This window comes from Streptodolium elevatio, from assembly GCF_053592165.1.
The window spans coordinates 90,197-102,199 of sequence record NZ_JBSFVE010000021.1 but is presented as its reverse complement, the minus strand read 5'-3'; the positions used below and the strand labels follow the sequence as shown (position 1 = coordinate 102,199).

At 72.4% G+C, this 12,003-nt stretch carries 10 protein-coding genes; 8 read left to right on the top strand and 2 right to left on the bottom strand.

Features of this window, described 5'->3' with window-relative positions; all coding sequences use genetic code 11:
• Nucleotides 1-155: 155 nt before the first annotated feature.
• The 5 genes from ACWD12_RS31595 to ACWD12_RS31575 all read left to right on the top strand — a co-directional run bounded on the left by ACWD12_RS31595 (nucleotide 156) and on the right by ACWD12_RS31575 (nucleotide 5,773).
• Nucleotides 156-1,118: an oxidoreductase gene (locus tag ACWD12_RS31595; RefSeq protein WP_450102413.1), complete on the top strand. Its 963-nt coding sequence runs from the start codon at nucleotides 156-158 to the stop codon at nucleotides 1,116-1,118.
• 64 nt (nucleotides 1,119-1,182) lie between these two features.
• On the top strand, nucleotides 1,183-2,031 hold the full coding sequence (locus tag ACWD12_RS31590) for a polysaccharide deacetylase family protein (RefSeq protein ID WP_450102412.1): 849 nt from the start codon (nucleotides 1,183-1,185) through the stop codon (nucleotides 2,029-2,031).
• A 342-nt stretch (nucleotides 2,032-2,373) separates the two neighbouring features.
• Nucleotides 2,374-3,732 carry a DUF6421 family protein gene (locus tag ACWD12_RS31585; RefSeq protein ID WP_450102411.1) on the top strand — a complete coding sequence of 453 codons (1,359 nt, stop codon included), beginning with the start codon at nucleotides 2,374-2,376 and terminating at the stop codon, nucleotides 3,730-3,732.
• On the top strand, nucleotides 3,729-4,613 hold the full coding sequence (locus ACWD12_RS31580; protein WP_450102410.1) for an SDR family NAD(P)-dependent oxidoreductase: 885 nt from the start codon (nucleotides 3,729-3,731) through the stop codon (nucleotides 4,611-4,613). Before ACWD12_RS31585 ends, ACWD12_RS31580 begins: the two co-directional genes overlap by 4 nt.
• 38 nt (nucleotides 4,614-4,651) lie before the next feature.
• Complete coding sequence (locus ACWD12_RS31575) at nucleotides 4,652-5,773, top strand: threonine aldolase family protein (protein ID WP_450102471.1); 1,122 nt, start codon at nucleotides 4,652-4,654, stop codon at nucleotides 5,771-5,773.
• Between the two features lie 492 nt (nucleotides 5,774-6,265).
• Here ACWD12_RS31575 and ACWD12_RS31570 read toward each other — a convergent pair whose 3' ends face one another.
• On the bottom strand, nucleotides 6,266-6,673 hold the full coding sequence (locus ACWD12_RS31570) for a PPOX class F420-dependent oxidoreductase (protein ID WP_358348499.1): 408 nt from the start codon (nucleotides 6,671-6,673) through the stop codon (nucleotides 6,266-6,268).
• 29 nt (nucleotides 6,674-6,702) lie between these two features.
• Here ACWD12_RS31570 and ACWD12_RS31565 point away from each other — a divergent pair, with 29 nt between their 5' ends.
• The 3 genes from ACWD12_RS31565 (at nucleotide 6,703) to ACWD12_RS31555 (ending at nucleotide 11,287) form a co-directional block, all read left to right on the top strand.
• Nucleotides 6,703-7,104, top strand: coding sequence for a DUF952 domain-containing protein (locus ACWD12_RS31565; protein ID WP_450102409.1), 402 nt, complete (start codon nucleotides 6,703-6,705; stop codon nucleotides 7,102-7,104).
• Nucleotides 7,105-7,278: 174 nt separating this feature from the next.
• Nucleotides 7,279-8,253 carry a terpene synthase family protein gene (locus tag ACWD12_RS31560; protein ID WP_450102470.1) on the top strand — a complete coding sequence of 325 codons (975 nt, stop codon included), beginning with the start codon at nucleotides 7,279-7,281 and terminating at the stop codon, nucleotides 8,251-8,253.
• Between the two features lie 115 nt (nucleotides 8,254-8,368).
• Nucleotides 8,369-11,287 carry a PQQ-dependent sugar dehydrogenase gene (locus tag ACWD12_RS31555; RefSeq protein WP_450102408.1) on the top strand — a complete coding sequence of 973 codons (2,919 nt, stop codon included), beginning with the start codon at nucleotides 8,369-8,371 and terminating at the stop codon, nucleotides 11,285-11,287.
• Between the two features lie 175 nt (nucleotides 11,288-11,462).
• Here the strand turns inward: ACWD12_RS31555 and ACWD12_RS31550 are convergent, their stop codons facing one another.
• A complete protein-coding gene (locus ACWD12_RS31550; protein ID WP_450102407.1) occupies nucleotides 11,463-11,966 on the bottom strand; it encodes a carboxymuconolactone decarboxylase family protein in 504 nt (167 codons plus the stop codon).
• Between the last annotated feature and the right edge of the window lie 37 nt (nucleotides 11,967-12,003).

Sequence of the window (12,003 nt, the reverse complement as noted above, 5' to 3'; positions counted from 1 at the left end):
AGTGTCCCCTCCGCCGACAGCCTCGCCGAGTCCACCGACTCTGCCTACCCCACCGACTCCCGACTCCGGCGCGTGCACCGACTTCCGCGGGCGCACCGAAGTCCGGCCGACGGCGCCTTGACCTGGAGCGCACTCCAGGTTTTAGCGTCACGTGGATGCACAAGACACAGCAACGGCGGCTCCGCTCGGGATTCGGGCCGCACAGCACCGCAGACGACGTACTGGACGGAATCGACCTCGCCGGGACGACCGCACTCGTGACAGGCGGCTATTCGGGCCTGGGACTGGCGACGACGCGAGCACTGGTACGCGCCGGGGCCGACGTCATCGTGCCGGCGCGCCGGCCGGAGCAGGCCGCGGAGGCGTTGCGTGATCTGCCGCGGGTGCGCGTGGCCGCACTCGAACTGTCCGACCTCGACTCGGTGCGGGCGTTCGCCGAGGACGTGCTCGACACCGGCGTCCGACTGGGCATCGTGGTCTGCGGCGCGGGGGTGATGGCGTGCCCGGAGACCCGGGTCGGCCCCGGCTGGGAGGCCCACTTCGCGGTCAACCACCTTGGGCACTACGCCCTCGTGAACCGCCTGCGCCCGGCGCTGTCGCCGGAGCGCGCGCGGGTGGTCGCGGTCGCGTCGTCCGGGCACTTCCTGTCGGACATCCGCTGGCACGACCCGCACTTCCGCGACGAGCCGTACGACCCATGGCTCGCGTACGCGCAGTCGAAGCCCGCCAACGCCCTCTTCGCCCTGCACCTCGACACCCTGGGCGCGGCCGCCGGGATCCACGCGCACGCGGTTCATCCGGGCAGCATCCTCACGCCGCTGCAACGCCACGTCCCACGGGAAGAGCAGGTGGCCCAGGGCTGGATCACCGCCGACGGGACCACGCCGGCCGGCTTCAAGTCGCCCGAGCAGGGCGCCGCGACCGCACTGTGGGCCGCGATGTCGCCGTTGCTGGACGGCTACGGCGGCGCGTACTGCCAGGACTGCGATGTCGCCGAGCCCGCGGAGACCGAGGACATGTTGGTCGGGGGCGTGAAGCCGTGGGCGGTGGACCGCGACGCCGCCGCGCGGCTGTGGACGCTGTCGGCCGAGCTCACGGGCGTGGACTCGTTCGGCTGATCTCCGGGGCCGGCAGGGCCGTGTCGCGGTGGTCGGCGCACGTCGGACGCCTAGCGTGCCCGGCATGGGTGTCGACCGACGGAGTCCGATCAACCGGCGGAGTCTGATCAAGGGTGTCGCGGCGGCGGCCGCCGGAGTCGTCGCGTCCGGGTGCGGAGCGGGTGACGACACGGCCCGGGGCGGGAAGGCCCCGGGCGACTCTCTCTCGGCGTCGGGCGCGCCGGAACCCGGGCGCTCGGCGGCCCCGCACCCCGGTGCCGTGTCGGTCCCACCGGGCTCGGCGCCGCCCGCCGCGGGCGCCCTGCCCGCCGAAGTGGCCCGGGCCGGCACCGGGCGGCCGGAGGTGGCGCTCACGTTCCACGGGCAGGGCGACCCGGCCGGGGTGGAACGCCTGCTCGCGGTCGTCGAACGGGCCCGGGTCGGGGTCACCGTGCTCGCGGTGGGCACGTGGCTCGGCGAGTACCCGGCGATGGCCGGCCGGGTCCTCGCGGGCGGGCACGAGCTGGGCAACCACAGTGAGAACCACCTCGACATGCTGTCGATGGACGCCGAGACCGCGTACCGCGAGATCGCCGCCTGCGCCGCCCGGCTGACCGCCCTGACCGGCTCGCACGGGCGCTGGTTCCGGCCATCGCAGACGCAGTACGCCAACGCCGTCGTGAAGGCGCAGGCCGCCCGCGCCGGGTACCCCACGTGTCTCGCGTACAGCCTCGACTCGCGCGACCACACCGAGCCGGGCTCGGCGGCCGTGGTGCGCAACGTGCTCGACAAGGTGGCCCCGGGCGATGTGGTCAGCCTGCATTTCGGGCACGACGGCACGACCGCCGCACTGCCCGCGATCCTGGACGGACTGCGCGTACGGGACCTGCGTCCCGTCACAGCGAGCGCGTTGTTCGCCCCCGCGGCGGCCTGAGGCGCGTCACTCCCACGGCTGCGCCCCCTCCCGTCGCTGCGTCGATCGCACGCCTGCGTCCATCTCGCGCCTACGTCCATCTCACGCCTGCGTCACTCCCACGGCTGCGCACCGCGCGCGCCGAGCGGAAGCGGGCCGTTCACTGTAGGTAGTCGTCCGTGAGCCGAGCCGAGGGGACGCATGCCCTCGGCAGGGGGCTGCCGGACTTAGGGCCATTTCGTCACCCTGTCCGTCGGGAGGCACTTTGGCAGGAGGATTGAGCGTCAAAGCAACTTGAAACCGAAGAATCTTCGGCTTTATGATTCCTTAACGAGAACTATCGTCCTGCCTGCGAGGGGTGTCATGGTCACAGCAACAACCGTCCGGCCCGCCCCGACGGGATCCGCGGCGACACACTCCGCATGGCCGCGCCTGAAGGCGGCGGTCGCCGAACTGCGCCCGATGCAGTCCGCCGACGGCTCGATCGACGGATCCGCGCAGGATCTGGGCCGCGCCCGCGACCTGACGGCGGAGATCACCGGCGCCGTCGCCGAGCTGTCCGCGCTGCTGCCGCACGACGCCGCGTACCTCGACGCGGTCGTGCGCGACTTCGGGCGCTGGGCCGACGGCGGCTTCGCGGTGCCCGACTTCCTCGACGCGCTGCTCGCCTTCCGGCCGGAGCTGGACCGGCACGACGGCCTGGAGCACCTCGTCGTGTTCCCCATGTACACGCAGAACGGCAATCCCGACCGCAACATCGAGGCCGTCCTCGTCCGCGTCGTGTGGCCGGAATGGCTCGCCGAGCTGGAGTCCGCGCAGTACGACAACCCGATGTTCGTGCCGATCGCGTTCGTCGACTTCACCGACGGCTACGACACCGACTCGGCGGTGCTGTTCCCCGAGACCGTCGCCATGCGCGAGGTGCCGCGCTTCACGTGGGGCGGGATCTTCTGCGACCGCGAGGCCGCCCGCTTCCGCCGCGTGACCCGCGCCGCCGCCGACAGCCTCGGTGTCGACCTGCCCGAGGACGCTGCCGAGCTGGTCGCCGACCAGGGGCTCGCGCAGGACGCGTTCGTGCTGTGGGACCTCATCCACGACCGCACGCACAGCCGCGGCCACCTGCCGTTCGACCCCTTCATGATCAAGCAGCGCATGCCGTTCTGGATGTACGCGCTGGAGGAACTGCGCTGCGACCTCACCGCCTTCCGCGAGGCGGTCGCGCTGGAGCGCCACGGCGTCACCGCGGCCCGCCACGTGCAGTACACGGTGCTGTTCGACCGCCTGTTCCGCTTCCCCGTCACAGGCGGGCGCGTACGCAACTACGACGGCCTCGGCGGGCAACTGCTGTTCGCCTACCTGCACCGCGCCGGCGTCGTCGAATGGCACGACGGCAAGCTGACCATCGACTGGGACGAGGTCACCGCCGCCGTGATCGCCCTCGGCGACGAGGTGGACGAGCTGTACCGGCGCGGCGTGGACCGCTCGCGTGTCGCGCACTGGATGGCCGCGTACGAGCTGGTGACGGCGTACGTGCCGGCGCACCCGGGATCCACCTGGGCCAAGGGGCCCGACGCGCTGCCGCTCGATGGCCCGCCCAAGCACCTGGTGGACGCCGTCCTGCCGGACGAGTTCCCGCTCAGCATGTTCTACGAGGGCCTGCGCCGCAGGCTCGCCGACGTCATCGCATCCACTCGGGGCATTGTGGGAGGTACCGACCGATGACCCCCGACGGATTCCGACTGCTGCCCGAGGGCTCCGTCATCGCGGTGGCCGGCGCCGGCGGACCGGCCGGGCAGGCGGTCGTACGCCGGCTCGCGCGGGCCGGCGCGATCGTCGAGGCTGCCGACGCCGCCCAGGACCGCCTGGACGAGACCGTCGCACTCGCACCGCGCGGCCGCGCGCACGGCACGATCGTCGACCTGACCGACGCCGCCGCGACGCGCGCCTGGGCCGACGAGATCGAGGACCGCCACGGTCGCGTTGATGGCCTGGTGCACCTCGTGGGCGGTTGGCGCGGGGGCAAGGAGTTCGGCGACAACACGATCGAGGACTGGGAGTTCCTGCACAAGCTCCTGGTCCGCACCGTGCAGAACACCTCGCTGGCGTTCCACGACGCCCTCGCGCGCGCACCGCACGGCCGGTTCGTGCTGGTCTCCGCGACCGCCGCCGCCAAGCCCACGGCGGGCAACGCGGGGTACGCCGCCGCGAAGTCCGCCGCCGAGACCTGGACCCTCGCGATGGCCGACTCGTTCCGTAGGCTGCGCAGGGACCGGGCCGCCGAACGGCCCGGGAGCGACAGGGCGACGACAAGCGGGGCGACGACGGGTGGTGCCGTGGAGGCCGTCGGCGCGGAGGTCAGCGGCGCAGGGGCCGGGCGCGTGGCGGTCGGTGCCGAGCCGTTCGACGGCGCCGAGCCCATGGACGGCCCGGCTGCGGCGATCCTGGTCGTGAAGGCCCTCGTGTGGCCCCTGTTGCGGGCGGAACGCCCCGACGCGAAGTTCCCCGGCTACACCGACGTGGCCGACCTTGCCGAAGAAATCGCCGCCCTGTGGGACCGGCCCACCGACGACGTGAACGGACAGCGCTTGTGCCTGACGCAGTAACTCCCGGTCGCCCCGACTCCGACTCCGACCCCGGCGACATGGTCGAGACGGTCGAGAACCACGCCGTCTCCGGCTCGGCCCGGAACTCGGCGGGGCTCGGGCCCACCGACGCCGAGCGCCGCCACGACCCCGCCGCGCGCGGCTTCGCGAGCGATAACTACGCGGGCGTGCACCCGGAGATCCTCGCCGCCGTCGCCCTCGCCAACGGCGGCCACCAGGTCGCGTACGGCGAGGACGCGTACACCGCCCACCTCCAGGAGGTCTTCCGGGCGCACTTCGGGCCGTCCGCCCAGGCGTACCCGGTCTTCAACGGCACCGGGGCCAACGTGGTCGCGCTGCAGGCGGTCACCACCCGCTGGGAGTCGGTGATCTGCGCCGAGAGCGCGCACATCCACGTCGACGAGTGCGGTGCTCCGGAGAAGCTCGCCGGCCTCAAGCTCCTGACGGTGCCCACCGAGGACGGCCGCCTGACGCCCGAGCTGATCGACCGTCAGGCGTGGGGCTGGGGCGACCAGCACCGGGCGCAGCCGCGCGTGGTGTCCATCGCCGAGAGCACCGAACTGGGCACCGTCTACTCGCCCGAGGAGATCGCGGAGATCTGCCGCCACGCGCACGACCAGGGCATGCTCGTGCACCTCGACGGCGCGCGGCTGGCCAACGCGGCGGCGTCGCTGGGCGTGCCGCTGCGCGCGCTGAGCACCGACGCGGGCGTGGACATCATGTCGTTCGGCGGGACGAAGAACGGCCTGATGTTCGGCGAGGCCGTCGTCGTGCTCAACCCCGACGCGGTCCGCGGCCTCGACTACCTGCGCAAGCTCTCGATGCAGCTCGCGTCGAAGATGCGGTTCGTCTCCGTGCAGTTCGAGGCGCTGCTCGCGGGCGACCTGTGGCTGCGCAACGCCTCGCACGCCAACGCGATGGCCGCGCGCCTCGCCGACGCGGTCCGCGACATCCCGGGCGTGGCGCTCACCCGCCCGGTGCGCTCGAACGCGGTCTTCGCCGTGCTCCCCGCCGAGGCCACCGAGCGCCTGCAGAAGCGCTTCCGCTTCTACACGTGGGACGAGTCCACCGGCGAGGTGCGCTGGATGACCGCGTTCGACACCACCGAGGCCGACATCGACACCTTCGCCGCAGCCGTACGCGAAGAACTGACCGAGTAGCCCGAGCGGGGGAGCGGGGAAGGGACGAACGCGCTACGGCCGAGCGGGACCAGGGAGCAGGGGAGCGTCCCCGGGGAGCGGGAGCGGGTTCGCGTCCGCTCAACATGCGATCCGAGCGCGGCGGCGAGCGAAGGCCGTTGCTGAGCGCCGCGGCCGGTGGGCTGCGCCGCTCGGCGGGGTCCAGCTCACCACCCACCTGCGCCCACTATGTAGAGCAAGTCGTGACCTGTGGTGTGGCTGTGCGGTGTGGCTCCTTGTTCCGCCAACGATCGGCGGAACTCGATCGTCACGGGCTCACCCTTGCGGGGCCAGCAGACCGCGGCCCGGTCGAACATGCGCTCGGCCGGGCCGCGGGTGCCGCCTGTCGCACCCTGCCCGCCTCATACCGCCGCCGCCTGACGTACACGTCGGCGTCGCCCGGCCGCCTCGCCCGGCCGCCTCGCCCGGCGGCGTCGCCCGGCCGCCTCGCCCGGCCGCCCGCTCCTCGCCGCCTTATCCCGTCAGTGTCAGTTCGATCCCCAGGGTTCCGGACCGACCGCGCCGCAGGACGCTCGCCTGCACGGTCAGCCAGCCGGTCACGCCGTACTTCTTCTTGATCAGGGCGCGCACCTTGTCGCTCGCCTCCAAGTCGTCCAGAACGCGCCCGGTCCCGGCAATCCCGGGGCCCAGGGGCGCGCCCTTGAACGTGCACTCGGCCAGCTCGACACGCGGGTCCCGGCGCAGCCGTCGCACTTTGGCCGTGGCCCCGGCTGTCCAGACCACCAGGGTCCCCTCGTCCCGTGCCACCCATACGGGTGTGGGCACGGGGCTGCCATCCTTGCGGTAGGTCGTCAGGAGCAGATACTTCGCCGCACCGAGCCGCGCCAACTCGCGCTCGGTCTCCGCAGGGTCGAAAGCCATGGCCGAACCATACGCCGTACGCTCGGTTCATGGACCCTTCGGTGATCTACAAACTGCTGTCCACCCCGGAGTGGGAAAGTGCCGAAGCCGCTGGGGTGTTCGCCGGATCCGACGTCGACCGCCGCGACGGGTACATCCACTTCTCGACGGCCGCCCAGGTCGGCGAGACGGCGCGCCGCCACTTCGCGGGACGCACCGGGCTCACCCTGCTTGCCGTCGACACGAACCGCCTCGGCGACGCGCTGCGCTGGGAACCCTCGCGCGGCGGCGACCTGTTCCCGCACTTGTACGGCGACCTCCCCAACGACGCCGTCACCAGGGTGGCCGAACTCCCCGACCTGGTGCCGGCGGACGACGCCGAAGCCGCGGACCCCGAGAGCCCCGGCGACGCGGTGGCCCGGGCCGTGGCCGAAGCGCTCTCCCGCCTCTGACGCGCCGTCACCCCCTCTCCGCCTGCCGCCCTTCGCCCGCTTGGCGCCCCCGCGGCGTCCGGCGTTAGGCCGCCCGAGTGTGTCCGCGACGTACGCCGTTTCGGGAGCGCCACTCCGTGGCAGGCCAATGGCCATGAAGCCGGCTACCAGCAACAGCAGCAGAGGGGCTTGACCGTGCCCCGGGGCGACGTCGACTCGCTTGTCACCGAGGCGATGACGCATGTGGGCACGCGGTGTCCGCGCGTCGAGCCGCATCCCGAGGGCGGGACCGTGGCGGACGAGACGCGCGCGTGGGCACAGCGCTTGGGCCTGCACGCCGCGGGCGAAGGCGGCGAGGTGGACCGTACGCACCCCGCCGTCCCCGTCGCGGAGGTGATGCGCGACGCGCCCATCGGAGTGCTGCGCGTCGGAGCGCTGTTCGCGACCTGGCTCGCGGTACTCGCCGACCGCGCGGAGACCGTCGGCTGGGACGCGGACTACTGCGCGTCCCTGGTGTCCGTGCTGAAGGACGGCTACACGACCGGGGCAGACGCGCTGCACCTCGCTCTCACCGACATCTACGAGCGCATCGTGGCGGCCGACGGTGCCGGGCTGCTGCCCGAACTCGCCGACGCGCTGGCCCGGCACACCGCGGCAGCCTGCCGTGAGCAGCAGTGGCTGGCCGCCGACACGTCGCCGGGCCTTGCCGAGTTCCTGGACAACCGCGTCGACCGGACCGCCGTCCCGATGCTCACCGTGCTGCACCGCCTCGACCCCGCCCTCGGCGGACCCGGCGGCCCGATCGCGGAAGGCGTACCGCCGCTCGACGAACTCGCCGGCCTGCTGGTCGGCGTCGACGAGGACCTCGCCGGCTACCCGCGTGCCATCGAGACCGGTACGCGCCTCTCTCTCGTACCGGTCCTCATGCGCGAGTACGGCCACTCCGTACCCACCGCGTTCCAGAGCGCGACCGTCCTGTTCGGTGCCTGGCGCACCCAACTCGACCACGGCGTACGCGAGTTGCACCGGATCCCCGGCGTGGCTCCGGCCACCCTGCGGCAGGCGGAGGCGGCGGCCGAGTGGGTCGGCGCGCTGCACCGCCGCAACGCCGCCCGCCACGACGCCCTGGCCGCGTCACACATCACGGCACGAACCGTGCCGGTCGGCTGAAGCCAGTACCGCCCCAGGCCCCGCCCCGACAACCCGTCCGCAACCGCACAACCAAGCCCCTTGCTAGAAGCGTCATACGCAGTACGCAGGCGTATGTCCTTCTTTGGGGGCCTTCATGGACGCAAAGCCCGCCGATATATCCGCCGCACGAGCCGTAAGACCCGCAAGAGCCGTAACACTCGCAAGAGCCGTATGGCCCGTAAGGGCCGTAAGACCTGTAAGAGCCGTCCTCACCGTCCTGCTCGCCGCGCTCCTCGCCATACCCCTCGTCGTCCTCAGGGGCGGCGGCACCGCCTCGGCGGCGCCCGCGCTGCCGGTCGGCTTCCAACTGCGCGACATGCCCACCGGGCAATCCGAGCTGCTGACCGACTTCGCCTGGACGCCGGACGGCGGCTACTTCACGACCGGCAAGAACGGCCGGGTCGCCTGGGTGTCCTCGGCGGGCGCCGCCCGCACCGTCGCCCAACTGCCGGTCACCACCGAGCAGGACCTCGGTCTCGTCGGGCTCGCGGTCGCCCACGACTACAACACCTCGCGCACGATCTACACCTCGCGGGTCGTCACCGTCGACGGGGTCTGGCATCTGCGTCTGGAGTCGTGGACAGTGACCGGGACCGGGACCGGGACCGGGACCGGGACCGGGACTGGGACCGGGACCGGCGAGCCGAGCGGGCTCACCAACCCGCGCGTCCTCATCGACCTCGTGGCCAACTCGCACACCCACACCATCACCACGATCATCGCCGCCCCCGACGGCACGCTGTGGGTCTCCATCGGCGACAGCGCCGACTACCGCTTCGTCGACCCGCTCGCCTTCCGCGCGCAGGATCTCTCCGGCGGCTACGGCAAGTTGATCCACATGTACCCGGACGGGCGCGGCGTGTCCGGCAACCCGTTCTACGACGCGGCGAACCCCACGTCGTGGCGCAGCCGGATCTACGCGTACGGCTTCCGCAGCCCCTTCCGCTTCAGCCTCGATCCCGCCACCGGAGCCCCGGTCCTCGGCGACGTCGGCTTCTTCACCTGGGAGGAGGTCAACCTGATCCGGCCCGGTTCCAATTACGGCTGGCCCTGCCGCGAGGGCAACGCACCTTCGCCCGGGTACGCCGACCTCGACGCCTGCCGCGGCGTGGGCGGCGCCAAGCCGCTGTGGACGTACGTGCACGGCCCGCAGGGCACCGCCGTCACCGGCGGGGTCGTCTACACTGGGAGCTACTATCCCGCGGCCTACCGGGGCGCGTACTTCTTCGGCGACTACAGCTCCAACCGCCTCTACACGCTCAAGTACGACGCCGCCGGCAACCTCACCCGGCCCCCCGAGGCCGGCGGCTTCGGCACCGGCATCGGCGCCCCGGTCAAGTTCGGCACCGCGGTCAACGGCGACATCGTCTACGCCGACATCGTCGGTGCCAAGCTGCGCCGGCTCGTCTACGCCCCGGGCAACCGAGCCCCTACCGCCCAGGCCACCACGACCACCGACGCCGCCACCCGCACGGTGACCTTCGACGGCGGCGGCTCGACCGACCTCGACGGCGATCCGCTCACGTACACCTGGGAGTTCGGCGACGGCACCGGTGCGACGGGGCTCCGGGTGAGCCACACGTACGCGGCTCCGGGCACCAGCCCGCTCACCGCGCGGCTGACCGTGCGCGACCCCTCGGGTGCCGCGAACACCGTGGAGGTCACCGTCGTTCCGGCGAACAACGCGCCGGTGCTGACGCTCACCGCGCCGCCGCCGGGCACGGTGTTCAAGGTCGGCGACCCGGTGCACCTGACCGCGAGCGCGACCGACGCCGAGAGCGGTCCGCTCGCGATCCGCTGGACCTCGACGATCCTGCACTGCAGCGGCCCGTACTGCCACGACCACGTGGGCACGTCGTTCGACGGGCCCGCGTACGCGGTGCCGTTCACCGACCACGGCGACAACACGAGTCTGGTCGTCACCGCGTCCGCGACGGACGGCGACGGCGTGGTGGCCAGTACGACCTACACGGCCAAGCCCAAACTCCGCACCCTCACGATCGCGGGCACCACCCCCGCCGCGGTGACGGTCAACGCCATGGCCGTGCGGAGCGTGCCGCTGACGGTCGGGGCGCGGGTCACGGTGATAGCCCCCGAGGTCGCGGTCGACGGCGTAGCCACCTTCGCGTCGTGGGCGGACGGCGGGTCCAGGTCACGCGAACTCGTCATGCCCGACGGCGACGTCACGCTGACCACGAACTACCTGACCCCGATCGACCGGCGGTACGCGACGGACGCCGCCTTCCGCACGCTGCTCGGCGCGCCGACGGGGCCGGAGACGGGCGATGCGGCGCTGCGCCACCGGGACTTCGCGGGCGGACGTGCGTACTGGACGCCCGCGGCGGGGGTGCACGAGGTGCACGGCATGATCCTCGGCAACTACCTCGCGGGCGGCGGCGCCCCGGTGTTCGGCGCACCACTCACCGACGAGACGCGCACCCCGGACGGGGTCGGGCGCTTCAACCACTTTGCGAACGGCGCGTCGTCGTACTGGACGCCCGGGACCGGGGCGCATCTCGTCTACGGCGCGATCCGCACCAAGTGGGCGGCGCTCGGCTGGGAGCGCGGGCCGAACGGCTACCCGACCACCGACGAGGCCACGACGCGCAGCGGAGCGGGCCGCTACAACAACTTCCAGAACGGCGCCGTCTACTGGAAGAGCTCGACCGGCGCACGCAGCGTGTACGGCGCGATCTTCACGAAGTACGGCCAGTTCGGCTGGGACGGCGGCATCCTCGGCTTCCCGACCACCGACGAGACGCCCACGGCGGACGGCCGCGGCCGCGCCAACACGTTCGAGGGCGGCGCCGTCTTGTGGTCGCCAGCGACCGGCGCGCACGAGGTGCACGGCCTGATCCGGACCCGGTGGACCGCACGCGGCGCCGAGCGTTCCTATCTCGGATACCCGACGAGCGACGAGTACGCGGTGCCGGGCGGCCGCAGGTCGGACTTCCAGTTCGGGTACATCGTGTGGACGGCGGCGACCGGGGCGGTGGTGGACCGCCGGTACTGACAACCGCCGCGGCACTCCGGCATCAGGCACCTGATACCTGATACCTGACACCTGGCCCCGGCCGGGCGCGGGGCGGCAGCCGAGTGCGCCGTACGCCGCGAGCCTCCCCGCTCGCGACGTACGGCGTCGGCAATCAGCGTCGGCGCAACGACGAACGGCGCTGTGCCCCGACGGCTCAGGCGGTCGTGACGACGAGTTCGCCGCTGTCGTCGAAGACCAGGTTGCATGCCTGGTCCAGCCCCAGGACCTGCATGAAGCGGCCCATCGCGAGGTACTTGCCGGCCACCAGGGTCAGGTCTGCGACCCCCGCCGCGCCCAGCTGCTCGACCAGGCGTTCGATCAGGTCGTCGGCGATGCGCGCGGAGTCGGTCGCGAAGCGCTCGGCGTACTCGAGGACGAGCTTCTCCTGCGCCGAGAACAGGTCACTGGCGGCGTAGTCGCCGACCGCGGCGAGCTCCTCCTCGGTCACGCCCCAGTCCTTGTTCCGCCAGTTCAGGCACACCACGCACTCGTTGATCAGCGCGATGCGCATGCGCACCAGCTCGTGCAGCCGCCGGTCCAGGGGGCTCTTGGCGACCGCCTGCTCGTACGCCCACACCACCTCGGCGAAATGCGGCGCCAGCGTGAGCGCCCGCACCACCTCGGGCGTGTCGCCGTCCGGGATCTCGATCCGTGCCATGCCGCCTCCTCGATTGGCCCCTGCTTCGCGACGTTAA